Raw genomic sequence first — 26310 nt, forward strand, 5'->3', positions numbered from 1 at the left:
AGTTTGTCAAAACACAAAACTATTCATTATTCAACAATAAACATCCGTAAACAAACCTATACTAATCACTTTATAACAGCACAGGAAGCTAAGTTTATAAAGAATATCCATTTTTAAAGAACAACAATATATTACCTAAACATATACATTCTATGAAATTATTGATACTGAATCGCTTTCACAGGAGAAATACGAGTTATAATATAGGAAGGAAGTAGTAACACAAAAAAGCAAATACTGATGGTCATTAAATTAAGTATCAAAATATACCCTACATTAACGTAGACGGGGGCATGATTTACATAATAATTTGCTGGATTGAGTGTTACAATCCCAAAATAATCTTGCAACAATACCATTGAAACCCCTATTAGATTACCCCAAAACAATCCTTTCATCACTAAATAGAAGGCGTTATAGAGAAAAATTTTACGAACCGACCTGTTATCTGCGCCTAAAGCTTTGAGAATCCCAATCATTTGAGTCCGTTCCAAAATCAACACTAATAAAGCTACTACCATATTAATAGTAGCAACAAGTATCATAACTACAAGAATCACAATTATATTAATATCAAAGAGTTTCAGCCAATCGAAAATATAACTATATTTTTCTACTATCGTTTTACTATCCAAAGTGGATGAAATTTCCTGATACACCAATGCCCCAACATCCTCAATGGCATCGAAATCTTTAACAAAGACCTCAAATGCACCAACTTCATTAGCATCCCATTTATTCAATCGTTGTATCTGCCTTATATCACCTATAATATAGGTAGCATCAAATTCTTGAAAACCTGAATTAAAAATTCCAACGACTGTAAAACTTCTTACGTTGTATCCTTCAGGCTTCATAAAGTAAGTATGAAAAGAATCCCCTAACTTTAATTGCATTCTTGACGCCACAAACTCGGAAATCAAGACTTCTTGATTCATAACTTTGGTTAATCCGGGTAAACGTCCAGCAATTAAATACTCTTTAATGTTTTTCCAGTTATAATCCGAACCCACTCCTTTAAACATCACTCCTTCAAAAGCAGTTTCAGTTCGAATAATCCCTGCTTTGGTTGCCACCGCTTGAACATGTTGGATTTCTCCAATATTCTTAAATCTGGGATAAAACGCTTGTTGCTTAGAAACAGGAACTAAAGTAGCCTCGGATTGATTACTATCAAAATTTGAAATAACGATATGTCCATTAAAAGCCGCGATTTTCTCTCTAATCTTTTGTTGCAATCCAATTCCCGTCGCCACAGAAACAATCATCATAATCATACCGATTGCAATAGCTGCAATGGCAATATTAATTATAGGAGCCGAGATACTACTTTTGTAATCTTTAGCAGTTATTAATCGTTTGGCGATAAAATATTCTAATTTCAAAAAAAAAGGATTTAGTTGTTATTTCAATTTTACAAAAGAATTTTCTTTTTCATTTCTTCCACTATATTGAAAGCCGCAGGACAAATTGGAATATTCTTTAAAGTAATCGCAGCTATTTGCTGAAACTTCTTTCTATCTGTGTGCGGAAATTCACGACAAGCTTTTGGGCGAACTTCATAGATAAAACATGAATTATCTATATCTAAAAAACTACAAGGTAAAGATTGCAAAACATAATCCTGATCCTCATCTATTCTCAAATATTGAGCAATAAACTGTTGTGGTTTTAGTCTCAAATACTTTGCAATTCGCTCTACATCCGCTGTGGTAAATAAAGGACCCGTTGTTTTACAACAATTAGCACAGTTCAAGCAATTCGTTTTTTTGAATTCAGCATCATGTAATTCTTGCATAAGATAGTCCAAGTTTTTCGGAGCTTTCTTTTTAAGCTTATCGAAATACTTTTTATTTTCGTTATGCTTATCTTTGGCAAGTTTTTCTATTTCCGATAAATCAGGCTTCAACTGCATGGCTTTAGGTTAAAACACAAAAGTAAACTTAAATCGCTAAATACCCATAAAAAATGAAAGACCTTTTTGGACAAGCCATCTATGATTATTATTTTAAGAACTCACCAGAAAACATCATCACTTCGACTTCCATATCAGAAGAGGATGAAATGGATGTGAGTTATTTATTTCGAAGATATGACAATATGCCCTTAATTGAACAAAAAGCACTGGACTTGTCACAAGGAAAAATACTTGATGTAGGTTGTGGAGCGGGAAGTCATACTTTAGCTTTACAAAATAAGCAATTGGACATTACGGCAATTGATATCTCAAAAAAAGCGATAGAAACGTGTAACGCAAGAGGAATAAAACAAGCCAAAGTTTGCAATATTTTGGACTTAGAAGAAACTACTAAATACGACACTATCTTATTACTTATGAATGGTACGGGAATTTTTGGTACACTAGACGAAATACCTAAATACTTAACAAAATTAAAAAAACTACTTCACACTGAAGGCCAAATACTAATTGATTCTTCTGATATAATCTACATGTTTGATGAAGATGATGATGGCGGAAAATGGATTCCAGGAACAAATTATTACGGAGAACTAACTTTCCGATTAAGTTATAAAAACCAAAGCGAAGATGAGTTTCCTTGGTTATACTTAGATTATACTACCTTACAAAATATAGCACATGACCACCAATTACAATGCGAATTAGTGATAGAAGGTGAGCATTTTGATTATTTAGCTAGACTAACATTTTAAGCCATGACCCATCAAGAACTTGAAAAACTAAAATATCCCATTGGAACATTTAAAGCACCCGAACAATACACCAAAACTTATTTAAAAGAAAAAATAGCAGAGATTGAACTTTTTGTAGAAAAAATAAAAAGTGAAGTCTCCACATTAAATGACAAACAACTTAACACACCCTATCGCCCACAAGGATGGACTATAAAACAAGTAATACATCATTGCGCTGACAGTCACATGAATTGTTTTATACGAATAAAATGGGCTTTAACAGAAGAAAACCCAGTTATCAAATATTATGAAGAGGCGTTATGGGGTGAAGGTATAGACAATAAAACAATGTCTATTGCTCCCACATTATCTCTACTAGAAGGACTACACTACCGATTGGGCTATTTATTAAAAAACTTAACAGATGATCAATTAGAAAAAACTTTTATTCATCCAGAGCATGGAAAAACATTTTCAATAAAAGAGATAATCGGGATGTACGCTTGGCATTGTAATCATCATTTAGCGCACATCCAGCAATTGAAAAAAAGCAAAAAATGGCAATAATCCCTTTTAACTAGCACTACTTAACTTCAATGAAAACTCATAATATACTCGGACTGGTTTGCCATTATGTTCAGCAGGTTTCCATTTAGGACATTTAGCTAAAACTTTTTTTATTTCAACTGTTGACGTTGTGTCAAGATTTTTCAAAACTTTTATATTCGTAACCATTCCGTTTTGTTCAATAATAAATCCTACTTTCAAGCTTCCTGTAGGACCATCATACTCTGGTAGCGAAAAATTTTTGGAGACAAAGTCCATAAAATTACCAGAATAATCAGGAAATTCCGGTCTTAAATCGACTGTATTGTACTCAATTACATCATCACTAACCATACTCAAATCTTGAGCAAAAGCAGTTGAAATAAACAATAAGGCAACCAAATGAAGTATAATTTTATTCATGATATATAATATTTTTAAAACGAAACCTTCGAATTATTAAAATATATCAAAAAAAAAGAGGCCTTAAGTAGAATATCATAAAATTACACCTAAAAAAACACTAAATACTCAATAAAAACACACAACCTTCTCAATTACAATTATTTACGAATAAAGAACTACAAAAAGCACAGTTACTATGGAATATTCAAATATTTATGAGTTTGTAGTGAAATTCTCCACTTAGGATTCGCCATCACATAATCCACGATTAATGGGGTCATTTCATCCTTTTTACTCCATTCTGGCTGCAGAAACAAAATTGCTTTTTCATTGACATTCGCTGCTTGTTCTTCAGCAAAAACAAAATCATGCTTATTATGTATTATAACTTTCAATTCATTGGCTACCTTATAAACTGAAGCATCAGGCAATTTATTCTTTTTGGGGGACAAACAAATCCAATCCCACACCCCGGAAATCTCATAGGCGCCAGATGTTTCAATATGCACTTTTAACTTATATTCTTTTAACTTAGATGTTAAACTACTCATATCCCACATTAAAGGTTCTCCACCTGTAACCACAACAGTATCTGCATGGCGAACAGCATTTGAAACAATCACATTAACTGCTGTTGGTGGGTGTAATTCAGCATTCCAACTTTCCTTAACATCACACCAATGACATCCCACGTCACACCCTCCAATACGTATGAAATAAGCGGCTGTTCCTGTATGAAAACCTTCTCCTTGTATTGTATAAAATTCTTCCATCAATGGCAACATCGTACCCTTATTAACCTCTAACTGTATATCTTTTGATAACATCCCTAAATAAATTAATGAGCAAAGATACTACTTTAAAACCTTATAGATAAGTTAAAAAAAAACAATAAAAAAAAGCGACAATAGTTTGTCGCTTTTGATTTCTACTAGAGAAAGTACTATTTTAAGGAAGCTAAAGATTTAGTAGCATACTCATTAGTTGGGTCAACTAAAAGAGTCTTGTTAAAATATTCAATTGCTTTCACTTTGTCTTTGTTTGCATAACTAGCTGCTAAATTATTATAACTTTCAATCACTTTTGTTTTATGATTAGCATTAGCCAATTCCCCTTTTTCAGTTAGTTTAGTCAAATACGATTCATAATTAGAAATGATAGCATCTTCGCTTTCTGCAAGTCTATTAATTCTGGCTTTATACAGAAAAGCATCTTGGTAAGTAGGAGCTGTTACGACAACTTTGTCCAAAGCCGCATCAGCACTTTTCAGTTCATTTAGATCAACTTTAACATCTTTTTTACTATTCGCATAAAAAACAGAAAGCGCGTAGTAGATATTATCATCTACATAATTTTTATCTTCTGGATTTTTGGTGCCTAAATCAAAAATTTGAGATGCCTCTTTATAGAATTTTTTAGTAAATAATTTTTTACCAATATCATTCAGATTTTCAGTAGCTAATGGCTCCATTTCTAACGCTTTTTTCAAATCAGAAAGACCATTATTATACATTGCTTGATCCATTGTTAGACCATCAGCAGCGATTGCCTTTTTAAATTTAATTTCGGCAAGGTAGATATAATCCCTAGCAATGATTTTACTATTAGGATTACTCATAAAGCTTTCAAGAGATTTTGAAGCTACCTCAATATTTCCATTTTCAAAAGCAGAATACCCTAAATATCTAAAAATTTTAGGATTTACTTTATCCAATTGTACCATTTTGTTGGCTTCTTTTTCCAACTCAGGATAATCTTTAATCAAGATTAAAAAATCCGCTCTTCTAATACGAGAAGTCAAAGAATAATCAGTCAACGACATATATTTGTCATAATGACCTAAAGCTGTTTTCATATATTCAGAAGATTTTGACGGCTTATTTCTTCCCCACTTATAATAAGTTTCAGCCAACTCTCTGTATACTGGACCATAATTAGGATTAATTGCAATGACCTCATTAAAGGCATTAATTGCCAAATCAAAAGATTTTGCACCTTTAAGCAAAACTCCCAATTGCATTTTGGCCCGCAACATAGTTGGATCTATTTGAAAAGCATTTCTGTATGCCGAATAGGCTTCATTCTGTTTGTTTTCTAAATAATACACATCTCCTAATGCCAAAAATAACTCTGCACTTTGAGGGCTATCTAATTTTGCCTTTTCAAGAATCGCGATTGCCTTTTTATAATCAGGTGTAGCGCTATTCATATAAGCTTTTGCTATAAAAACAGGAACAGTAGCATCTTTACGCTTAGCATCTTTAATTGCAATATCGAAATTAGTTTGAGCAGCAACAGGATTTTTAGCATCCAGATCTATTTGTCCTAAACCAATATAATTCAATTTTGCTCCTTCGCTACCAGCAATACCTTTTTGAAAAAAAACTTTAGCTGAATCTGTCTCTTTTTGATACAAATACACATTACCTAACAAAAAAGAGGCAGTACCATTAGAAGGCTTAGACTGCAAAACATTCTTCAACATTGATTTAGCCTTTTCAAATTGTTCTGCATCAATTGCCTTTTTTGCCTGTTCAACATCTTGCGCATTAAGCAAAGCTATTGAGCCTAAAAATGCAATACTAAAAAACTTAAATTTATTCATCTTCTTATTATATTTTTTTATTACTTATTCTTTATCATTCACAATTTCGTTCCTAACATTAAATTTTCTACCCGGCACTCTTATTGGCATCAATCCTGATTTCAGAACAATTCTTTGTCCAACATCTCCAGCAATAAAAGAAGCAAATCCCATTCCTAGCCCAGAAAACCCTTGACAATTGACAATATACAAATCCCGTACCAAAGGATAAGTCCCTTCTGCTATATTATTTTGCGTAGGCGATTTGTAAACATTGCTTTTTAAACCTTTTACGCTAAAAAACTTAACATTATCAACATATTTTCTTGTTTTAGAAGTGGGCTGTGTTATCCAATTCATCCCAATAACACCAATCATTCCTTTATTTTCTGAGACAAATTTAATTACCTCTTCATTGGAATTAAAAGAGTATACACCATTAACAGGAAAATCACTGATTTTTGCTAAATTCTTTAAATAACTAGAAGTGCTTGAATTAGGATTATCAAATACAATGCCTTTAAACTTAGATTTATCTTCTCCCTTTAAAAAACCAACCAGATCCTCCATAGCCACTAACGTATCTATAACAGATTTATTACCTATCAAAGCAATTGCATCACGAGCAAAAATAGTAATTTTTGGTACAATCTTTTTTTGCGAAAAGTTAATTTTTTCTTTTTCCGTTAGATTTCTAGTTAAAATAGCAATCGTTGCTTTTAAATTAAACAGATCGTTTAGTGCCTCACCTTCCGATTTGGCTACTAACGTAATTTTAGCATCGTACTTATTTTGAAAAACATCCACTTGATCCTGCAACATTGGCAAAATTGTTTCATCCACAGCAATGGAAGCTTGACCTTTCAAAATTGTTTCTTCCTTCTTATCATCTTTACATGACATTACCAAAACAATGGTTAGCAGCAAAACCAACAAACAATATTTTTTCATGATAGTAACTTACTTATTTGAATTATAAAAACGGAGAAAGCGAATAAAGGAGTAGACCATTAACAATAAACCAAGTGCGATACGATATTGCAACTTCATTTCGAGTGGAAATTCTTTCCAAAAAATGACAGCCAATCCCATTACAAAATAGAGCAAAAAAAACAATAACCCTATAACGAGAAGAAATCGCTCTTTAGGCGATTTCTTCATCATAGTATCAACTAAACTTTGAAACATTATTCAGCAGATTGTATAGTAATTGGTAAAGAATACAATACCCTTACTTTTTTACCATTTTGTTCTCCAGGAATCCATTTAGGACATTTGTTTAACACTCTGATAGCTTCTTTTCCCGTCCCGTATCCAATATCACGTAATACTTTAATATCAGTAAGAGAACCATCTTTTTCAACTACGAAAGTAACATAAACTTTTCCTTTCAAACCTTCTTCTTCGGGAGCTTGGTAGTTGTTTCCAACAAATTTGTAGAATTTCTCCATACCTCCTGGAAATTCAGGTTTTTGCTCAATACCAGCCGTGTTGTAAACAGTATTATCTTCTTCTACTACAGCAGCAGTACCTGTCCCAACAGGCTCATCTACAGTTAAAACTGCATCTGGATCACCTTTGATAGTTTCAGCACCAATTTTTTTCTCTTTAATGTCCTTCACCTCTACGATTTCCTCCACCACATCCTCAGCTTTTGCTACGACGGGTTTAACGAATTTCACTTGATCCACTTTTGGTGGTGGTGGTGGTGGTGGCACATCCGGTTTCACCTCTTCTTTTTTCTTTTTTGGAGGTAATTTAACCGCTGTGATTTTAACATCAAGGTTTTCATCTCCATCGGATGAATCTGGCAACAAACTTGCAATCATAGGTGCACTTACCGCTAAACTAAAAACAACAGCACCCATTATAAGTGCTCTAACTGAAGTTTTACGATTAGATTTTCTTAATTCATAAGCACCATATAGTTTGTTACGTCCTTCAAAAACGATATCAAGCCATTGATTTTTTAATATATCTAATTTCATTTTTCTTAATTATTAGGTTATTAACAAAATAGTTAGACTATTTTGCCGCTAACAATTTTGTTTCTTCCGGCGTAAACTCGTTTACAATAGCATATGTAGGAACATCTACAATAGCCATTTCATCCAAAATATCAACCAAGTTACGATAAGTAGATTTTTTACTTGGTTTAATAATTACAATGATTCCATTTTTAGGCTTTCCTACTGATGCAGAATACTCTAAAACTGACTTTCTTCTTTTCATCAGTTCTTTACGAATACCCTCTTTATCATAAGAAATGTCTTTAGGACCCGCAATTGGAGTATTTAACATCCCCATATAGTAAACCAACTTCCCGTTTTCACCAATCAAGATAGTCATAGTTCGATTTTCATCAACCTTTATATCCGATTTTTTATCTGGGTTATCCTCTTTATCTGGCAACCCCAAATTCATCGATTGAGGTTTTGATAGCGTTGTAGTCAACATAAAGAAGGTAATCAATAAGAAGGCCAAATCCACCATGGCAGTTAAATCCACTCTTGAATTTTGTTTTTTACTTCTTACTTTTCCACCACCTTTTTTGCCTCCACCACCGGTATTTAATTCAGCCATTCTAGTGTGTCTTTATTAATTAAAATTATTGTGCTCTTAAACCAGTTACCAAACTAAAATTGTTGATTTTTTGATCTTGCAAAATATCCATAACTTGTTTGATAGACTTGTATTCCTCTTTAGCATCTCCTTTGATGGCAATTTCCAATTCTTTATCATTGATTTCAATGTTAGCACGTCTTGCATTTAAAAGCCATTCTTTCAATTGGTTATCTAATGAATCTTTAGGAATACCTGGTTGGCCTGCTTTTGCTCTGTCAGCCGATTTCATGTCTATAATTTGCTTTAGATTTTGAATTGGCACTCCAAAACTTTCCATCAAGGCAAACTCAGAAGTATCATCATCTGAATATTCCAAACCGTATTTTTCACCCATCATTTCTAGAGTTCTTTTACGAACTTCTTTTCCTTTAATGTCAAAAAATACTTTTCCTTTACCAATGGTAATTGTGGCCAAATTATCTGTAGGCAATTTAGTTTGCACTGTAGATTGAGGCGTATCAACTGGTAAAACTTCGGGTGCTTTAGCGGTAGCAGTCAAAATAAAGAACGTTAGCAAAAGGAACGCAACATCACACATCGCAGTCATATCGGTAGTTGGTGCTGCTTTTTTCCCTCCTTTAGTATTTAATTCTGCCATTTTTTTTGAATTTATTTTATCAAATGGAGCTTATAAAATAAACTCCATTTGATACTAATTATTGTTTTAAACTACCTCTAAATTTTCTGTAAGTATTAACGATTGTTGTACCTGCCTCATCAATAGAGTAAGTCAAATCGTCAATCTTAGCAGTAAAGAAGTTGTAAGATATAATAGCAACTACAGAAGTAGAGATACCAGTAGCTGTATTGATAAGTGCCTCAGAAATACCATTTGCAAGGGCAGATGAATCAGGAGATCCTGCAGCAGATAAAGCTGAGAACGCTTTAATCATCCCTGTTACTGTACCTAACAAACCAGCAAGTGTTCCTAAAGATACTAATGCAGAAATAACAGTCATATTTTTCTCTAACATTGGCATTTCTAAAGAAGTAGCCTCTTCGATTTCTTTGTGGATTGTTTCAGAAGCTTCTTCACTATTGAATCCTTCTTTTTTAACATCTTGATATTTTATCAAAGCAGATTTGATTGCATTCGCAACAGAACCTTGTTGTTTGTCACAAGCAGCGATTGCTTCGTCAATTTTACCTTCTTTAATTTCTGATTGTACTTTTTGCATGAAAGTATCTAAGTTTCCTTTACCTGCAGCTTTAGAGATCACCATGTATCTTTCGAAAGAAAAAACAATTGTCATTAACAACAATCCCATCAATACTGGTACAATTACCCCTCCTTTGTAAACCATTGCTAAATAGTTACCCGGTAGTGGATGTCCTGTATTTACTCCTCCTTCAAAGTTAGAACCATCTCCCATTACAAAGTTCCATACCATCCATCCAACCAAAATACATGATGCAATGATGATTCCTGAAACCATTCCTCCTCCTTTTGAAGTGCTTTCTTTCTTTTGTGCTTTAACGTTTGCCATTTTTTTTAATTTTAAAAATTTTAAATAATTTATTTTGTTATTATAAACTTGTAGAAAGGCAAATTTATATGTTTCGTTCAAATAAAAAAATTTTTTTAGCCCTAAAATTCCGTTTATCAAATTCAAAGAGCCTTCAAATATGTTAAAATATTTAATTTTTAACAAAAAAAGATGTCAATAATAAATTTTCAATTAACATTTAAAGAATAAAACACCATAAACATAAGAATATATTAAGTATAAAAATGAGTTAAAAAAATACACATCCTACAAATTTATGACTAAACCTTACATTATTCCTTTAGAAAAGATGTAGTATGTTTGGCAAAAAAATAATACATTGCATAGGATTTAAAATCTCGAATTATGAATACTAGAACGGATTTCGAAGCCTTAATTTCTGAAGGTTACCTTTGTAAAGGTGAAAGCATTATACTAGGAGGAGCCATTTTAGACGGAGAAGCACAAGCTGACACTTTTGTAAAAATCCCTTTAAAAACGATGAATCGTCACGGCTTAATTGCAGGAGCCACAGGAACTGGTAAAACAAAGACGATTCAAGTGCTTTCGGAGCAATTATCGTCTAAAGGAATTCCAGTTTTGATGATGGACATCAAAGGTGACTTTAGTGGGATAGCAATGCCCGGAGAGGAAAAGTCATTCATAAAAGAACGTCATCAAAAAATAAACATTCCATTTAGCCCCTCAAGTTATCCTGTAGAACTTCTTTCGCTTTCTGACCAAAGTGGTGTTCGGCTAAGAGCTACAATATCAGAATTTGGCCCTGTTCTTTTCTCTAGAATACTTGATTTGAATGACACTCAAGCAGGTGTAGTTTCAGTAATTTTCAAATATTGTGATGACAATCAAATGCCGCTTTTGGACTTGAAAGACATCAAAAAAGTTATCAATTACATTACAGAAGAAGGAAAAGATGAAATTGCTAATGCCTACGGAAAAATATCAACCGCAACAACTGGAACTATTCTCAGAAAAATAATCGAATTAGAACAACAAGGCGCTGATTTATTTTTTGGAGAAAAATCTTTTGAGATTGATGATTTAATGCGAATTGACGAAACTGGAAAAGGGTATATCAACATTCTTCGACTCAATGACATTCAGGATAAACCCAAATTATTCTCCACTTTTATGCTCAGTCTTTTGGCGGAAATTTACCAACAGATGCCCGAAAAAGGAGATTCGGAACAACCTGAATTGGTTTTATTCATCGACGAGGCACATTTAATTTTTAATGAAGCCAGTAAAGCTCTTTTGGACCAAATAGAAACTATTGTAAAACTAATTCGTTCTAAAGGAATAGGAATATACTTTATCACCCAAAATCCAATGGATATTCCAAGTGGCGTTTTGGCTCAATTAGGTTTGAAAATTCAACATGCTTTGAGGGCTTTTACAGCCAACGACCGTAAATCCATCAAACAAACTGCAGATAATTATCCTTCAAGCGAGTTTTACAATACAGAAGAACTCTTAACTAGTTTGGGAATCGGTGAAGCTTTGGTCACTGCTTTGAACGAAAAAGGGATTCCCACTCCACTGGCAGCAACCATGATGCGAGCTCCAACAAGCCGCATGGATGTTTTGACCGAAAGCGAAATACAAACCATTAACTCTACATCAAAATTAGTCAAAAAATACAGCGAACTCATCGATAGAGAAAGTGCTTATGAATTATTGACTCAAAAAATAAATGCCGCTCAAGAACAAGCTACACAAGCAGCGACTGAAACTAAAGAAGAAAAAACATCTTCTGGACCAAGCACAACAGAGGTAGTCACAAAGTCTGTTTTGAAAGTCGTAACAAGCGCTACCTTCATTCGAGGAGCCTTTGGAATATTGTCCAAATTATTCAAGAAATAGGCTATGAAAGGCCCACTAACTATTGGTTTACTAATCTTGTCAAATGTATTTATGACCTTAGCTTGGTACGGACATTTAAAATTTAAGGAACTCAAGTGGTTTGAAAACGCAGGACTAATCACCATAGTCTTCATCAGTTGGGGACTCGCACTTTTTGAATATTTCTTTCAAGTCCCTGCTAATAAAATTGGATATCAAGAAAACGGAGGCCCATTTAGTTTGATGCAATTAAAAGTAATTCAAGAAGTCATTACTTTAATTATTTTTGTTTTGTTCTCTTTACTTTTTTTCAAAAACGAAACTTTTCGATGGAATCATGCTGTTGGCTTTTTATTTCTAGTGCTAGCCGTTTATTTCATCTTTAAAAAGTAAAATAAAATGATTAGGGCGTGACCCCATTTACAAAAAGGGGCAACTAGCAATAGTGTTATTAGCCCCTTTCTGTAAATGCGGTCGGGCTATACATGCTACTTCGGTAGCTTATTTTTATCCCTCACGCAAAAAAAAGAAAACCTATAAAAAATGAAAAAATACACCTTACAAAAATCCCCTTTTATTGTCCCGACGACAGACGGGAAACTAATCGAAGAACATCATGGCATCCCAACTACACAAAATAGAGACGTTTCTATTGCGCATATGATTGCGCCTCCTAAATGGAGTGAACCTTTTCAAACCCCAGAGTTTGACGAATACACATACATCATCAAAGGGAAGAAGCAATTTATAATCGAAGGAGAAACAGTAATTCTAGAAGCTGGACAATCGATACATATTCAAAAAAATACGCGTGTTCAATATTCAAATCCATTCGAGGAGCCTTGTGAGTATATAGCTATTTGCACTCCCGCTTTTGATTTTAATAAAGTCCACCGCGAATAACACCAATTTTTATTGAACCATATAAGACATTAAAGGTCATATAAGTTTGGAGCGGAAAATTTTAAATAATTGGAGGCCTAAAAGGAGACTTAAGAAAAAGAATCAAATTGAAATATAATAGTGTCAACCATTTAAGTTGGACTAAAACTTATTTTCAAATCGAATAAAACAAAAATCCCAAATCTAGCATCAAGTTTAGATTTGGGATTTTTTTTATTTTACATTCAATAACTGAATAATTTTTTCTTCTACTTCTGGGCTGTCCCATTTTTGGGTAATATCAGGAAACTGCATGATTTCCTCCATAATTTTATTTTGAAAATCACCAATAGCCAAAGCTTCAGCATAAGGCTGTAAACTAAACGTTACGCGGCTGTACAAGGGCATCCATTTATCTGGATGCTTATCCGAAAACCATTTCTCGATTTTCTTTTGCAGTAAAAATTTCGGGTCGGCAGTTTTGGAGCTCATTTCTTCAAAATTTCGTCTTGAAAGTTCGGCAATTGCATCTGCATTAGGTTTTCTTGACTTTTGATATTCAGCAAAAATAGTTTTCCAATTGTCGCCATATTTTAAAATCATTTCATTTAGCGTGGTAATATCTTCAAAACCAGCATTCATTCCATGTCCGTAAAAAGGAACTATCGCATGAGCCGAATCTCCAATTAAAGCCACTTTATCGCTGTGCGTCCAAGGAAAACATTTGGTCATTACCAAATAGCTTGTTGGGTTTTTGAAAAAATCTTCGACCAAATCTGGAATTACATCTTTGGTATCTGGAAAGTATTCTGCAAAAAAATCAACTAAAGTCTTTTCGTCTTTTAAATTTTCAAACGAATTTTCCCCTTCAAAAGGCATGAACAACGTACAAGTAAAACTTCCATCTAAATTAGCCAAGCCCATCAACATAAAATTACCACGAGGCCAAATGTGCAGTGAGTTTTTATCGATTTTATGAGTTCCGTCTTCATTCGCTGGAATATGTAATTCCTTATAGCCAATCTTCATGAACTCTTGAGAATAATCAAATTGAGATTGACGCTGCATACGATGACGTACTCTTGAAAAAGCACCATCGGCTCCAAAAACTATATCATACTTTAATTCCTTCCACTCCCCTTGCTCGGTTTCTCCTTCATAAAGTGAGGCATTCGCCAAAGAAACATCCCAAATTTTTCTATTAAAAAAGAATTCAGCTCCAGCTTCTTCCGCTAAATCAATCATTTTTCTGTTGAGAACTCCTCTAGAAAGCGAAAAGATGGACTCCCCTTCTTTTCCGTAAAATTGTGTGGTAAAAGTTCCATCTTTGAGATGAATCCCTCTTTTATCTACTTGAATACCAATTTTTTTTATTTCTTCTTCAAGACCAATATCCTGAAGTGTTTTCCAACCGCGATTAGACATCACTAAATTAATAGAACGTCCAGAAAACTCAACAGTTCTTATGTCTGGACTTCTGTCGTAGACATGCACTGTGTGCCCTAATTTTTTCAGGTAAATTGCCAATAAAGTTCCAACTAAACCAGAACCTACAACGGCTATTTTTTGAGGTGTTTGCATTAAAAGGGTATAAAAAGTTAAGCAAAATTAGGGATTAATATGGGTAACCCCTTTATAAAAATCTATTTTTTAATGGGATTAAAGATTAATTTTGTTGAAGTTGTAACGATTTCAGCTTTATTCATTTTCATCTTTCTGAATTTGCCTTCATTATACAATTGCGTTTGGTCGGCATAATGAGCGCTCATTGGATTCCCTGATTGACCTGTAGGGATAATACTCCAACTATTTTCTATATCCGAAAAATCGATAATTCTTCTGGTAGATGGTCCAGCAGTCACTTTATAATTCCCTGAAGCATTCAGACCAAACATCAAATTGTTTATTACCTCATTTGTACCCGCTATTTCAAAAGGTCCCACATTAAAAATTGGCTTCAATGCACTGACGTTACCCAATGGATGTTGGTGTTCTACCGTATGCACTTTGTTCCAAGTCCAAGATGCGACAGTATTCCCTAATTGCTTCTCTAGAGCCACTACGGCATCTTTGTATGACTTTTTCAAAATAAAAGCTTGCGTTTCTTTGGTTCCTTTTGTAGTGCTATCATCCCACCAAATCGAATTTGGATTCGCAAGAAGCTTTGTAGCCACTTGTTTCCCGATATGTGTTCCTAAAAACTGCTCGAATTTGTCTTTACCTAATTCATCTTCAAAGGTATTTCTCAAATACAAATAGAGCCATTTGTTGTAAATTGTCGGAGCCACTTGATTGAGATTACTATCACCTTTCCAATCCTTTAAGATAGTGAAAGCTTGTTTTTGATTTTCTGAAAGTGATTCGGTAGCAATAGAAGCCAACATCACTTTAAGCGTCTCAGTTACTGTTGAAGAAGTATTGTCAACTATCATTTGGCTTACGGCTTGTTTGTTCCATTTTTGTTTGGCATCTAAAAGCGTAGTAATTCGTTTGGCTCTATCTTCTGGGAGATAATATCCTGGATATAGGAAACCTTCAACAGCTTCGGGTTGGTTATTGGCCGAATAGACATAATTCCATGATGGGTTTACGGCAGAAGGATTTTTAGAAAAATCCAAATATTCTGCAATATCTTCCTTCCCTGATGCGCCATTCAAAATAAAATTAGGATTTACCCCAGGTTGGTGTTTGTATAGTTTACCTGTAGCCCACCAAGCTACATTTCCTTTGGCATCACCATACATAACGTTCAATCCAGGTGCAGCTATTAATGCCACGCCTTTCTGAAAATCAGATATGTTTTGTGCGTGAGATAATTGGTATACCGCCTCTAAAATCTGAATCGGTTGTTGCGTATAAATCCAAGAAAGCGCAATAGGTTGCTTAGTATTCAATCCTTTAATTAAATCATTTACTATAGGACCATGGCAGCTAATTTTCACTTTCAAGTTAACAGCAGAAGAATCTTTAACTTGGATAGTTTTGTTACGGATTTGGTAATTCACATACCCCTTTGGGCTCAAATAGCTATTGGCATCATCTGCTTTGTTTTCTTCTTTATATAAATCCAAATCATCATTTTCGAACATCGTTAACCCATAAGCATACTTTCTATTGTGTCCCAAAAGCGGATATGGCGTTCCTGCTAAATAATACCCGTACAATTCAAAATCAGGTGTGACGATGTGCGCTTCATACCAAGTAGCTGGTTGAGAAAATCCAATATGTGGGTCGTTAGCAAAAATAACTTTACCGTTCTCTGTTTTTGGCGGCGCAATAACCCAACTGTTACTTCCAATAAAAGGTGGAATTGGAGATTGGTCAAGCAATGCAGTTACTGATTTTGAGATTTCCGAATATTCCTTTATTTTTTCTTTCGCATTTTTGATTCTAGTAGTTACCAAAGAACCGTCCAAACCAAAATCTTTTAGATATTCTTGTCCTAATTGGTCACGAATGTCTGTCAATAAGGGGTCTGTTTTTTGTGCCATTGCAAAACTAAATGACATATATCCAAAAATATTATAGACATCTTTGAGTGTAAATTTTTGTTTTTTCACTCCTACCAAATGAAACTCAATAGGTGTTTTGCCCTCTTCCAAATATTGATTAATTCCGTCCAAATAAGCCATAGCTAATTGATAATCTTTCCCGTTTTTATCCAATTTTGCAATGGCAACATCAGAAGCTTCTTCGATGCCTAAACCCGCAAAAAACAGATCATTTTTCAAAGCAACAGAACCGAAAATCTCAGATAATCGCCCTGGAGCAATGCGTCGCATCAATTCCATTTGCCATAAACGATCCTGTGCATGCACATAACCCAAAGCCATCATGGCATCTTTTTGACTATTGGCATAAATATGCGGCACACCAAAATCATCGAAATAAACTGTGGTGGTTTTGTCAATGTTTTGCAAGGACAACTCCCCTTCATATTTAGGTTTGGTATAAAAAGCATAGCCAAATAAAGCCAATGCTAGCACTAGTAAAAACAAAAAAAGAAATAGGGCAATTTTTTTAACTACTCTCATGGTGTGACTGTTATTTTAGGCTATGATTTAATTGTGTTTTCCTCATTGCTTAAAGCATCAAGAAAGACATTTGCAATTCATTTTTAATACATTAGAAAACAAATATAAAGGAATCCTGATGACATTTATCAAAGAAACTATGGAACAAAGGATTATTTTGTCAAAAAAATCATAAATATATGTAAATTTTGTTTAATAAATATTCAAAATAGCTAAACAAAAATTATCTTTGACAAAAAAAACCATGAAGCATTTAAGCAAAGAAAGCATCGTACAAATGGATAAGATTTCGAAACTAAACCTTATCAATTCATGTACTGGGTATAAATCTGCCAATTTAATTGCCACCAAATCTATAGAGGGTGAAACCAATGTGGCGATTTTTAGCAGCATTACACATTTAGGGAGTAGCCCAGCACTGATTGGTTTTATCATGCGTCCTACAACAGTGCCCAGAGACACCTACAAGAACATTATGGAAACTGGCTACTTTACGGTAAATCATATTACGGTAGATATTATTGCCGATGCCCATCATACCTCGGCCAATTATGACAATGGCATTTCAGAATTTGATAAAACTAATTTAATAGAAGAGTACAAAAACGACCTTCCTATTCCTTTTGTAAAAGGGAGTCCTGTACAATTGTATTGCAAATATGTGAATGAATATTACATCAAAGAAAATGATACCATTCATGTAATTGCCTCCATTGAACATTTATTTTTTGAGGAAGAATTACAACACAAAGACAGCTGGTTACAACTAGACAAAGCCAATGTTATTACCTTAAATGGCTTGGATGGCTATTGCCTACCGAAGTTAGTTGATCGCTTCAAATATGCTAGAAAAGAACAACCCACTTCCTCTTTTTTTGAATCATGAAAAAACTACGACTCATTTTAGGAGACCAACTCAATGAACAACACTCTTGGTATAACAAGCCGGAAAGTGACTGTATCTACCTGATGGCCGAAATGCTTCAGGAAACCAATTATGTTAAACATCACATTCAAAAAGTAGTGGCTTTTTTCCTTTCGATGCGTAATTTTTCAGAAAGATTACAATCCAAAGGACACAACGTAAGACATTATACTATCAACGATCCAGAAAATTTACAGGACTTAGAAAAGATAATCAATCAATGCATTACTCAATTTGGCATTGAAAAATTCGAATACCAACTGCCTGATGAATACCGTTTAAACCAACAACTAAAAACTATTTGTGAAGGTTTAAAAATACCATCAGAAGTATTCGATACGGAACATTTTTATACTTCAAGAGAAGAATTAGCCGCTTTTTTTCATGGTAAAAAGACACTTTTAATGGAATCGTTTTATCGCCAAATGCGAAAAAAACATAATGTTTTAATGCATGGCGACACACCAATTGGCAATCAATGGAATTTTGACCATGATAATCGCAAAAAATATGGTGGTGAGGTTCCTATTCCAGAAAACATTGAATTTCCGAAAGAAATCACCGAAGTCATTGAAGAAATCAATCGAGCAGGCGTAAGCACTTTTGGCTTCATTGATTCTGAAAAATTTATGTGGCCGACCTCAAGAACAGAATGTCTCGAAATGCTGCAGTATTTCTGCAATCATCTACTCAGTCATTTTGGCGACTATGAAGATGCGATGCATACCCAAGAAAAATTTTTATTTCACTCAAAATTATCGTTTGCATTAAATAGCAAAATGATTTCTCCAAAGGAAGTAATTCAAACGGCGGTATCCTATTATCATAAAAACGAAGACACCATTAGCCTGTCTCAAATAGAAGGATTTGTTCGTCAAATATTGGGTTGGCGTGAATATGTTCGGGGGATTTACTGGAAAGAAATGCCAAACTATTCATCCTTAAATAAACTAGAAAACTTCAATCCTTTACCGAATTTCTTCTGGAATGGACAGACAAAAATGAACTGTATGCAGCATGCGATTCAACAAAGTCTAGAAGATGCCTATGCTCACCACATTCAACGGCTAATGGTTATTGGCAATTTTTGCCTACTTACCCAAACCCATCCTGACGAAGTGGACGCTTGGTATTTGGGTGTTTACATAGATGCCATTGAATGGGTAGAATTACCTAACACCCGTGGGATGTCACAATACGCTGATGGCGGAATACTGGCCACAAAACCCTATGTTTCCTCAGGAAATTACATCAACAAAATGAGTAATTATTGTGGAAAATGTCACTACAATGTAAAGCAAAAAACAGAAGACAAAGCTTGTCCATTCAATGCTTTGTATTGGAACTTTCTTGATGATAAAAAAGAATTCTTCAAGGGCAATCAAAGAATGGCCATGATGCTCAATTTATTGGGCAAAATAAAACCAGAGGAATTGTACCAAATCAAGCAAAAAGCACAAAACATCATTACCAATATCAATGATTATTAGACCTGTATGATATTTATCAGTTTTTTAACCAATGCAATTGACAATATTTGCAGGGAATAAAATGCTATAAATAGATGACCAACAAAAAATCACCACATACTTTTCACATCCCTGTGATGGGATTGGCTTATACTATAGACAGTCCTATTCGCGTTGCTCAATATGGAATTTCTTCGGTAATTTCAATTGCGGATGATGAATTAATCGAAAAAATGAATGCTTTTTACAGCGAAAAATTTGAGATTCCTTACAAAGAAATCACTCAGAAAATTCACGACTATAGAGCTGAACGAATCACATCCTATCTCAATCTTGTTGACCGTATTGTAAAGAAAAAATTCGAAGACTTCAAGACAGAATTGGTTGAGAGCAAACAGGCTTTAGACAATTACATCGCGCAGCTACCCAATACGTCTGATTTAAAAAAAGGTTTTTTACAATTGATGGATGAAGGTATCGCTTTTAAAGAAAACCTAAAACATTATATTGAGAATCAGCTAACACCTGGCGCCATTGATGTAAATATCATGACCAAACTAGACAAGGACAATTCTGTAGGCAAAGAGCAATTACCAGTAGAATTCAATGATGCTCATGCAGCTCTAAGAGGGTTTGCAAACAGCAATTTAGCTTCTTCTGTTGTTTTAAGTGCCGGAATGAATCCAAGATTGTACAGCTATTTCGAGAATTTTTCTTGTTTCTTTCCTGATTTGAATAATACCCTAAAGAAGAAAATAACGCTAAAGGTTAGCGATTTCCGTTCGGCTATGATACAAGGTAACTTTTTGGCTAAAAAAGGCCTTTGGGTTTCAGAATATCGGATTGAATCAGGATTAAATTGTGGAGGTCATGCTTTTGCCACCGATGGTTTTTTACTAGGTCCCATTTTGGAAGAATTCAAACAAAAGAAAGAGCAACTCATCCAATCAGCACACGATTTAATGGTAAAAGCATTGGGACAAAAAGAACTTCCCGTTCCAGAATCACCATTAGAATTAAAAATTACGGTTCAAGGAGGTGTAGGAACAGCTTCCGAACACAACTTTTTATTAGAGCATTATCAAGTAGACTCTGTAGGATGGGGTTCCCCATTTTTATTGGTTCCCGAAGCTACTTCTGTAGACAACACTACCAGAAAATTATTGGCTGAAGCCAAAGAAAATGATTTTTACTTGAGCCACATTTCACCTTTAGGCGTTCCTTTTAACACCTTGAGAGGAACTAGTAATGAAATTGTAAGAGAAAAACGCATACAAGCCAATAAAGCAGGTAGTTCGTGTCCAAAGAAATTCTTGGCTTTGCATAAAGATGCAGAGGGCAATGGTATTTGTACCGCTTCGAAAAAATTCCAAGACGAACAACTGGCTACTATTGAAGAGAAAAAGCAAACGCTCAGCCTAGAACAATATGAAAGTTGCAAAAACAGCATTACCGAAAAATCTTGTCTTTGTGTTGGATTAGCCAATGCTTCATACTTGGAGAACAATATTCCAATAAAAGGGCAAGACCAAGGAATTGTAGTGTGTCCTGGACCGAATTTAGCTTATTTTGACCAAGAGGTTTCGTTGAAAAAAATGATTCAACACATTTATGGAAATGACACTGTACTTCGAGTGACTAATCGTCCAAACGTGTTCATCAAAGAACTAAAGATGTACTTGGATTATTTCAAAAATGAATGCAAAACTGTTGCTTCAGAATCAACTGCGGCACAAATAAAAAAACTGCAATCATTCAAAAAAAATATGTTAGAAGGAATTAGTTATTATCAAAATCTGCTACCAAAAACAAGCTATTTTGAATCGATAACTAAAGAACTAGAAATGCAATTACACGCGTTTCAACAAGAATTAAATTTTATAGAAGTAAAATAAAGAATAGTAGAATTAGCAGCGTTTGAGACAAATGAATGCTACTCAAAGCACCATTTAGTATGTACCTGTACTAGATTTTATGAGTATAGAAGCACCTGAATTAGTTATAAGCTTCTCCCTATATTTTGTCGTTCCTGTTCATTTTATTACATAAAAAAGTCAGCTAGAATCATCTAGCCGACTTTTGGATTTTATAGGTATGTCATTACTTTTTCTCTAAAATACCACGCTTGAGGATTTGTCCAAAATGAAACATATCTTCATAGGAAGTGTATAGCGGAACGGGTGCTAAACGAATCACGTTGGGTTCTCTCCAATCTGTGATTACACCATTTTTCATCAAATAGTCGAATAAACTGCGTCCTTCACCATGTAAAAAAACAGATAATTGCGAGGCTCGTTCCTCAGGATTACTTGGAGTGATAATCTCAAAAGTACTGTCTACTTCTTTATCTATTTCGTGTAAAATAAATTCTAAATAAGAAGTAATATGGTCACGTTTTGCAATCAATGCTTCCATCCCAACTTCGTCAAATAAATGAACCGAAGCCAAATAAGGTGCTAGGGATAAAATAGGTAAATTACTAATTTGCCAACCGTCAGCTCCGTGAACAGGGTCAAATTGAGGTTCCATTTTGAAACGTCTTTCTTTGTTATGTCCCCACCAACCAGCGAATCTAGCCAAGGTACTGTCGTTGTGATGTTTTTGATGTACAAAACAACCCGAAGCATTTCCCGGACCTGAGTTCATGTATTTGTAACTGCACCAAGCGGCAAAATCAACATTCCAATCGTGTAGTTCTAGTTTGATATTTCCCGCAGCGTGTGCTAAGTCCCATCCTACTTTTGCTCCTACTCGATGACCAGCAGCAGTGATGGTTTTGATATCAAAAACTTGGCCGGTGTAATAGTTCACTCCTCCGATTAAAACCAATGCCAGCTCGTCGCCTACTTCGTTTATTTTACTAATAATGTCTTCTAGACGAATGTTGTGTTCTCCGTCACGGCGTTTAATTTCGACTATGGCATCGTTTGCGTTGATGCCGCTGTTTTGAGCGTGAAATTGCACTTGACTCTGAAACATATATTGGTCTGAAGGAAAGGCTTTTTCTTCACAAATGATTTTGTACCTTTTGGAAGTAGGCTTATAAAAAGAAACCATTAACAAATGAAGATTGACCGTCAAGGTATTCATCACCGTTACTTCGCTAGGTAAGGCTCCTACAATTTTACTTAATGGTGCTGCAAAGCGTTCGTGATAATCCCACCAAGGTTTGTCGGCATAGAAATGACCTTCAACGGCAAGATTGGCCCAGTCGTTCATTACTTCATCAACGTATGTTTTGGCTGATTTGGGTTGTAAGCCTAGCGAATTTCCGGCAAAATAAATTACTTTTTGGTTATTGACTTGCGGAAAAATAAATTCGTTTTGGTAGCTTTTTAACGGATCTTGTGCATCTAATTGCTGGGCAAATTCGAGCGTATTTTTGAAATTCATAAGAGTTGTTTTGAGAGGTAAATGTAGTAAAAACCTATGTTCTATTACTTATTTGTGAAAAAATCTATACGACTGATTTTAGCTAAAATTGATTGTGCTTTTAGATTGGGGAAATTTAAACATATGAGCCATAGAAGTTTTTTAACTGGATAGTTATGAAACCAGATAAAACATTAAAGGACATATAAGTTGTTGCTATTGTATGTAGTTGTGGAAAATCAATTTGTCTTTTTTTATCTGTAAAAATCTGTGTTTAAAAAAATATACTTTTAAAGTACAAAAAGTGTTTTGAAAAGGGGTTGCGTTAGGGATGGTAATGGAAATAAAGGGCTTTGACGCTTTAGTATTGCCCTAACGAGGAAGCGACCAACGGAAGCTCCCGCAGTAGGAGCAATACTTAGCGTGAAAGCCCTTTATTGTAATGGACAGCCCGTAATACGCCCCAAAAAAAAACTCGCCATTGCTGACGAGATTTTATATATTGTAAGAGTAGTACTTAAATGATAAGCATGGCATCACCATACGAATAGAATTTGTATTCTTCTTTGATGGCTTCGTCGTAGGCTTTGCGCATTAAATCGTGTCCACAGAATGCTGAAATCATCATTAACAATGTTGATTTTGGGGTATGAAAATTGGTAATCATACACGTTGCGATGCTAAAATCATGTGGTGGAAAAATAAATTTATTAGTCCATCCGTCATAAGGATTAAGGGTACTTTGGGAGGAAACGGCACTTTCTATGGCACGCATTGAAGTAGTTCCTACGGCGCAAATACGTTTTTTCTTTTCTTTTCCTTCGTTAACAATATCGCAGGCTTCTTGAGTAATTTTTAGTTCTTCAGAATCCATTTTGTGTTTAGACAAATCCTCTACCTCAACAGGATTGAAGGTTCCTAAACCTACGTGTAATGTCACCTCAGCAAAATTAACGCCTTTAATTTCTAATCTTTTTAATAGGTGTTTAGAGAAGTGTAATCCGGCTGTTGGAGCGGCTACGGCACCTTCTTCTTTGGCATAAATGGTTTGGTAACGCTCGGCGTCTTCTTCGGTTACTTCTCTATTGATGTATTTTGGGATTGGTGTTTCTCCAAGTTCAGTTAATTTATTACGGAATTCTTCATAAGAACCATCGTATAAAAAACGCAGGGTTCTACCACGAGAAGTTGTATTATCAATCACTTCGGCTACTAATGAGTCGTCATCACCAAAATACAATTTGTTTCCGATGCGGATTTTACGGGCTGGATCTACCAAAACATCCCATAAACGTTGCTCTGCATTTAGCTCTCTCAACAAGAAAACTTCGATACGGGCACCTGTTTTTTCTTTATTTCCGTACAAACGGGCTGGAAAAACTTTGGTATTATTCAAAATCATAACATCTCCATCATCAAAATAGTCAATTATGTCTTTGAACATTTTGTGTTCAATGGTTTGTTTTTTTCTATCGATTACCATTAAACGAGATTCGTCTCTGTTTTCTGCAGGGAATTCAGCCAAAAGTTCTTTTGGTAAGTTGAAGTTAAAATGAGATAATTTCATATTTGAGTATTAAGATATTAGAACGATCTAGCAAGCAAAAAAGGGCTTACTAAAAATCAGAAGGCAAATATACGACTCCCAACTAGGCGTTGTCAAGTGTTTTGATGTTTATTTTGATTTTTACAGCAATGACGGTAGTTACCTTGTGTTATACTTCGGTTACTGAGAATCCTAATTGTTTCCAATCGTTCCAAAAATCGGGATATGATTTTGAAACTACTTCGGCATCATTAATCACAATTGGCACTTGTAAAGCCAATGGGGCAAAGGCCATAGCCATTCGATGATCGTTATACGTATCAATGGCCACGTTTTCTATTAAATTGATTGAGGGTTCTAAAGTCAAGCTATCCTCTGTTACTACAATAGCTGCTCCTAATTTTGTCAATTCAACTCTTAGGGCTTCTAAACGATCTGTTTCTTTAATTTTCAACGTATGTAAGCCCGTTAAATGACAACCAATTCCTAGTCCGAAACAAGTTACAGCGATGGTTTGTGCTATATCGGGCGAAGAATTCAAGTCGCAAATCAATGATTGTAGATTATAACTTGCTTCTTTACGAAGGACCATACTGTTGTCTTCAAAAATAGTGGTTACGCCTAAATCTTTGTAAATTTCGACTAAAGCGGCATCCCCTTGCAAACTATTTTGTTGGTAACTCGACAAACGAATTTCGGTTCCAATTTCTGACAAAGCCACTACACTAAAAAAGTAGGAAGCAGAACTCCAATCGGATTCTACAACAAGGCGTTGTGTTTTTGAAATTGTAGTTAATGGTTGAACTGTAATAATATTTCCTTCAAAAGAAGTTTTTACACCAATTTCATTAAGTAACGCTAAGGTCATTTTGATATAAGGAATTGAGGTGATTTCGCCAACTAAGGTTAATTCTATTCCGTTTTCTAGTTTTGGTGCTACTAATAAAAGAGCCGAAATATATTGACTACTTACATTAGCTGGTATACTGACTTTAGCATTTGAGATTTTTTGACCTTTGATGCGAATTGGTGGATAGCCCTCTTCTTTTTCATAAGTGATTTGGGCTCCTAACTGCCTTAACGCTTCTACTAAAACTTTAATCGGGCGTTCCGTCATACGTTGCGAACCAGTAAGAACAACCTCTTTATCTGGACTTACAGCAAAATAAGCCGTAAGAAAACGCATCGCTGTTCCGGCATGATGTATGTCTACTGTTGCGGTTTGATCTACTGGCAATACCCTTTGATCAAGTGCTTTTTGCATCACTTCAGAATCATCAGAATTAGAAGTATTTGTTAAAGAAAGGCTTGGATATAAAGCTTTCAAAAGCAACAACCTGTTGGTTTCACTTTTAGATCCTGTTATTGAAATAGTCGCTTTCAAGTCGGTTATTCTCGACTGTAATAATAAATTCATAGTACTAATTATGAGTGAGGAGTGAGGTACAATTTTTTTGTACTAACACTCTACTAATTTTGGATCGCAATTTACCATTACTCGATTACAAATCATAACTCCTTAACTATAAATTATTTTAATTTCTCGTTGTTTTTGTGACGATCTTTATCTCTTACCGATTTCAAATCCATTTTTTTATCAAAAGCGGTTTGTAAATCAATTCCGGTCTGATTGGCCAAACACAATACTACAAAAACTACATCGGCTAATTCTTCGCCTAAGTCTTTGTTTTTATCGCTTTCTTTCTCGGATTGTTCGCCATAGCGACGCGCAATGATTCTAGCTACTTCACCTACTTCTTCAGTGAGTTGCGCCATATTGGTCAATTCGTTAAAATAACGAACGCCGTGATTTTTAATCCAATTATCTACGTCTAGTTGTGCGTTTTTTAGGTTCATGCTTTGAATTTTAATGAATAACAAAGGTAACTAAACTTGGCAAAAGACAGAAGAAAATCC

Annotated in this window: 24 protein-coding genes; 8 read left to right on the top strand and 16 right to left on the bottom strand. The window is 34.7% G+C overall.

Annotated features, from left to right (window positions below):
• Window positions 1-158 precede the first annotated feature (158 nt).
• Window positions 159-1385 (bottom strand): ABC transporter permease, encoded by a 1227-nt coding sequence (locus tag ACSVH7_RS00005; RefSeq protein ID WP_438064650.1) that lies wholly within the window; start codon window positions 1383-1385, stop codon window positions 159-161.
• Window positions 1386-1414: 29 nt separating this feature from the next.
• Window positions 1415-1909, bottom strand: a complete 495-nt coding sequence (locus tag ACSVH7_RS00010; protein WP_438064651.1) for a YkgJ family cysteine cluster protein — start codon at window positions 1907-1909, stop codon at window positions 1415-1417.
• 59 nt (window positions 1910-1968) lie between these two features.
• On the opposite strand from ACSVH7_RS00010, the gene ACSVH7_RS00015 reads away from it, so the two are divergent.
• Entirely contained in the window at window positions 1969-2673 is a 705-nt protein-coding gene (locus tag ACSVH7_RS00015; protein ID WP_438064652.1) for a class I SAM-dependent methyltransferase, read from the top strand.
• 3 nt (window positions 2674-2676) lie between these two features.
• Complete coding sequence (locus ACSVH7_RS00020) at window positions 2677-3222, top strand: YfiT family bacillithiol transferase (protein WP_438064653.1); 546 nt, start codon at window positions 2677-2679, stop codon at window positions 3220-3222.
• 6 nt (window positions 3223-3228) lie between these two features.
• Here ACSVH7_RS00020 and ACSVH7_RS00025 read toward each other — a convergent pair whose 3' ends face one another.
• From ACSVH7_RS00025 to ACSVH7_RS00060, 8 genes are all read right to left on the bottom strand, one after another.
• The gene (locus tag ACSVH7_RS00025) at window positions 3229-3624 is read right to left on the bottom strand and encodes an energy transducer TonB (RefSeq protein WP_438064654.1); all 396 of its coding nucleotides are present in this window, start codon (window positions 3622-3624) and stop codon (window positions 3229-3231) included.
• 176 nt (window positions 3625-3800) lie between these two features.
• A complete protein-coding gene (locus ACSVH7_RS00030) occupies window positions 3801-4433 on the bottom strand; it encodes a 7-carboxy-7-deazaguanine synthase QueE (protein WP_438064655.1) in 633 nt (210 codons plus the stop codon).
• Between the two features lie 116 nt (window positions 4434-4549).
• Window positions 4550-6211 carry a tetratricopeptide repeat protein gene (locus ACSVH7_RS00035; RefSeq protein WP_438064656.1) on the bottom strand — a complete coding sequence of 554 codons (1662 nt, stop codon included), beginning with the start codon at window positions 6209-6211 and terminating at the stop codon, window positions 4550-4552.
• A gap of 24 nt (window positions 6212-6235) precedes the next feature.
• Entirely contained in the window at window positions 6236-7141 is a 906-nt protein-coding gene (locus tag ACSVH7_RS00040) for a PstS family phosphate ABC transporter substrate-binding protein (RefSeq protein ID WP_438064657.1), read from the bottom strand.
• 236 nt (window positions 7142-7377) lie between these two features.
• Window positions 7378-8178, bottom strand: coding sequence for an energy transducer TonB (locus ACSVH7_RS00045; protein ID WP_438064658.1), 801 nt, complete (start codon window positions 8176-8178; stop codon window positions 7378-7380).
• 37 nt (window positions 8179-8215) lie between these two features.
• Window positions 8216-8773 (bottom strand): ExbD/TolR family protein, encoded by a 558-nt coding sequence (locus ACSVH7_RS00050; RefSeq protein ID WP_438064659.1) that lies wholly within the window; start codon window positions 8771-8773, stop codon window positions 8216-8218.
• A gap of 25 nt (window positions 8774-8798) precedes the next feature.
• Window positions 8799-9413, bottom strand: coding sequence for an ExbD/TolR family protein (locus ACSVH7_RS00055; protein WP_438064660.1), 615 nt, complete (start codon window positions 9411-9413; stop codon window positions 8799-8801).
• 58 nt (window positions 9414-9471) lie between these two features.
• Window positions 9472-10302, bottom strand: coding sequence for a MotA/TolQ/ExbB proton channel family protein (locus tag ACSVH7_RS00060; RefSeq protein WP_438064661.1), 831 nt, complete (start codon window positions 10300-10302; stop codon window positions 9472-9474).
• 366 nt (window positions 10303-10668) lie between these two features.
• On the opposite strand from ACSVH7_RS00060, the gene ACSVH7_RS00065 reads away from it, so the two are divergent.
• From ACSVH7_RS00065 to ACSVH7_RS00075, 3 genes are all read left to right on the top strand, one after another.
• Window positions 10669-12186, top strand: a complete 1518-nt coding sequence (locus ACSVH7_RS00065) for a helicase HerA-like domain-containing protein (protein WP_438064662.1) — start codon at window positions 10669-10671, stop codon at window positions 12184-12186.
• Between the two features lie 3 nt (window positions 12187-12189).
• Window positions 12190-12558, top strand: coding sequence for a DMT family protein (locus ACSVH7_RS00070; RefSeq protein WP_438064663.1), 369 nt, complete (start codon window positions 12190-12192; stop codon window positions 12556-12558).
• Window positions 12559-12708: 150 nt separating this feature from the next.
• The gene (locus ACSVH7_RS00075) at window positions 12709-13068 is read left to right on the top strand and encodes a cupin domain-containing protein (protein ID WP_438060373.1); all 360 of its coding nucleotides are present in this window, start codon (window positions 12709-12711) and stop codon (window positions 13066-13068) included.
• A gap of 213 nt (window positions 13069-13281) precedes the next feature.
• On the opposite strand, the gene ACSVH7_RS00080 is transcribed toward ACSVH7_RS00075, so the two are convergent.
• Both ACSVH7_RS00080 and ACSVH7_RS00085 read right to left on the bottom strand, forming a co-directional pair.
• On the bottom strand, window positions 13282-14628 hold the full coding sequence (locus ACSVH7_RS00080) for an FAD-dependent oxidoreductase (protein ID WP_438064664.1): 1347 nt from the start codon (window positions 14626-14628) through the stop codon (window positions 13282-13284).
• A 62-nt stretch (window positions 14629-14690) separates the two neighbouring features.
• Window positions 14691-17081, bottom strand: coding sequence for a penicillin acylase family protein (locus ACSVH7_RS00085; protein WP_438064665.1), 2391 nt, complete (start codon window positions 17079-17081; stop codon window positions 14691-14693).
• Between the two features lie 244 nt (window positions 17082-17325).
• On the opposite strand from ACSVH7_RS00085, the gene ACSVH7_RS00090 reads away from it, so the two are divergent.
• The 3 genes from ACSVH7_RS00090 to ACSVH7_RS00100 all read left to right on the top strand — a co-directional run bounded on the left by ACSVH7_RS00090 (window position 17326) and on the right by ACSVH7_RS00100 (window position 21370).
• Window positions 17326-17967, top strand: a complete 642-nt coding sequence (locus ACSVH7_RS00090) for a flavin reductase family protein (RefSeq protein ID WP_438064666.1) — start codon at window positions 17326-17328, stop codon at window positions 17965-17967.
• Complete coding sequence (locus ACSVH7_RS00095; RefSeq protein WP_438064667.1) at window positions 17964-19496, top strand: cryptochrome/photolyase family protein; 1533 nt, start codon at window positions 17964-17966, stop codon at window positions 19494-19496. The genes ACSVH7_RS00090 and ACSVH7_RS00095 overlap by 4 nt, the downstream gene beginning before the upstream one ends.
• A gap of 74 nt (window positions 19497-19570) precedes the next feature.
• A complete protein-coding gene (locus ACSVH7_RS00100) occupies window positions 19571-21370 on the top strand; it encodes a hypothetical protein (RefSeq protein ID WP_438064668.1) in 1800 nt (599 codons plus the stop codon).
• A 205-nt stretch (window positions 21371-21575) separates the two neighbouring features.
• On the opposite strand, the gene kynU is transcribed toward ACSVH7_RS00100, so the two are convergent.
• From kynU to ACSVH7_RS00120, 4 genes are all read right to left on the bottom strand, one after another.
• Entirely contained in the window at window positions 21576-22868 is a 1293-nt protein-coding gene (gene kynU / locus ACSVH7_RS00105; protein ID WP_438064669.1) for a kynureninase, read from the bottom strand.
• A 496-nt stretch (window positions 22869-23364) separates the two neighbouring features.
• Window positions 23365-24414 carry a tRNA preQ1(34) S-adenosylmethionine ribosyltransferase-isomerase QueA gene (queA, locus tag ACSVH7_RS00110; RefSeq protein ID WP_438064670.1) on the bottom strand — a complete coding sequence of 350 codons (1050 nt, stop codon included), beginning with the start codon at window positions 24412-24414 and terminating at the stop codon, window positions 23365-23367.
• Window positions 24415-24562: 148 nt separating this feature from the next.
• Window positions 24563-25810, bottom strand: coding sequence for a 3-phosphoshikimate 1-carboxyvinyltransferase (gene aroA / locus ACSVH7_RS00115; protein ID WP_438064671.1), 1248 nt, complete (start codon window positions 25808-25810; stop codon window positions 24563-24565).
• A gap of 113 nt (window positions 25811-25923) precedes the next feature.
• Window positions 25924-26250: a nucleotide pyrophosphohydrolase gene (locus ACSVH7_RS00120; protein WP_438064672.1), complete on the bottom strand. Its 327-nt coding sequence runs from the start codon at window positions 26248-26250 to the stop codon at window positions 25924-25926.
• Window positions 26251-26310: the final 60 nt, after the last annotated feature.

The organism is Flavobacterium sp. TSSA_36 (assembly GCF_051547165.1).
Lineage (GTDB): Bacteria > Bacteroidota > Bacteroidia > Flavobacteriales > Flavobacteriaceae > Flavobacterium.

Excerpts from the sequence above, each read along its gene's own strand:
- ACSVH7_RS00015 (WP_438064652.1), top strand. The coding sequence starts at position 1,969 with ATGAAAGACCTTTTTGGACAAGCCATCTATGATTATTATTTTAAGAAC.
- ACSVH7_RS00020 (WP_438064653.1), top strand. The coding sequence starts at position 2,677 with ATGACCCATCAAGAACTTGAAAAACTAAAATATCCCATTGGAACATTT.
- ACSVH7_RS00025 (WP_438064654.1), bottom strand. The coding sequence starts at position 3,624 with ATGAATAAAATTATACTTCATTTGGTTGCCTTATTGTTTATTTCAACT.
- ACSVH7_RS00030 (WP_438064655.1), bottom strand. The coding sequence starts at position 4,433 with ATGTTATCAAAAGATATACAGTTAGAGGTTAATAAGGGTACGATGTTG.
- ACSVH7_RS00035 (WP_438064656.1), bottom strand. The coding sequence starts at position 6,211 with ATGAATAAATTTAAGTTTTTTAGTATTGCATTTTTAGGCTCAATAGCT.
- ACSVH7_RS00040 (WP_438064657.1), bottom strand. The coding sequence starts at position 7,141 with ATGAAAAAATATTGTTTGTTGGTTTTGCTGCTAACCATTGTTTTGGTA.
- ACSVH7_RS00045 (WP_438064658.1), bottom strand. The coding sequence starts at position 8,178 with ATGAAATTAGATATATTAAAAAATCAATGGCTTGATATCGTTTTTGAA.
- ACSVH7_RS00050 (WP_438064659.1), bottom strand. The coding sequence starts at position 8,773 with ATGGCTGAATTAAATACCGGTGGTGGAGGCAAAAAAGGTGGTGGAAAA.
- ACSVH7_RS00055 (WP_438064660.1), bottom strand. The coding sequence starts at position 9,413 with ATGGCAGAATTAAATACTAAAGGAGGGAAAAAAGCAGCACCAACTACC.
- ACSVH7_RS00060 (WP_438064661.1), bottom strand. The coding sequence starts at position 10,302 with ATGGCAAACGTTAAAGCACAAAAGAAAGAAAGCACTTCAAAAGGAGGA.
- ACSVH7_RS00065 (WP_438064662.1), top strand. The coding sequence starts at position 10,669 with ATGAATACTAGAACGGATTTCGAAGCCTTAATTTCTGAAGGTTACCTT.
- ACSVH7_RS00070 (WP_438064663.1), top strand. The coding sequence starts at position 12,190 with ATGAAAGGCCCACTAACTATTGGTTTACTAATCTTGTCAAATGTATTT.
- ACSVH7_RS00075 (WP_438060373.1), top strand. The coding sequence starts at position 12,709 with ATGAAAAAATACACCTTACAAAAATCCCCTTTTATTGTCCCGACGACA.
- ACSVH7_RS00080 (WP_438064664.1), bottom strand. The coding sequence starts at position 14,628 with ATGCAAACACCTCAAAAAATAGCCGTTGTAGGTTCTGGTTTAGTTGGA.
- ACSVH7_RS00085 (WP_438064665.1), bottom strand. The coding sequence starts at position 17,081 with ATGAGAGTAGTTAAAAAAATTGCCCTATTTCTTTTTTTGTTTTTACTA.
- ACSVH7_RS00090 (WP_438064666.1), top strand. The coding sequence starts at position 17,326 with ATGAAGCATTTAAGCAAAGAAAGCATCGTACAAATGGATAAGATTTCG.
- ACSVH7_RS00095 (WP_438064667.1), top strand. The coding sequence starts at position 17,964 with ATGAAAAAACTACGACTCATTTTAGGAGACCAACTCAATGAACAACAC.
- ACSVH7_RS00100 (WP_438064668.1), top strand. The coding sequence starts at position 19,571 with ATGACCAACAAAAAATCACCACATACTTTTCACATCCCTGTGATGGGA.
- kynU (WP_438064669.1), bottom strand. The coding sequence starts at position 22,868 with ATGAATTTCAAAAATACGCTCGAATTTGCCCAGCAATTAGATGCACAA.
- queA (WP_438064670.1), bottom strand. The coding sequence starts at position 24,414 with ATGAAATTATCTCATTTTAACTTCAACTTACCAAAAGAACTTTTGGCT.
- aroA (WP_438064671.1), bottom strand. The coding sequence starts at position 25,810 with ATGAATTTATTATTACAGTCGAGAATAACCGACTTGAAAGCGACTATT.
- ACSVH7_RS00120 (WP_438064672.1), bottom strand. The coding sequence starts at position 26,250 with ATGAACCTAAAAAACGCACAACTAGACGTAGATAATTGGATTAAAAAT.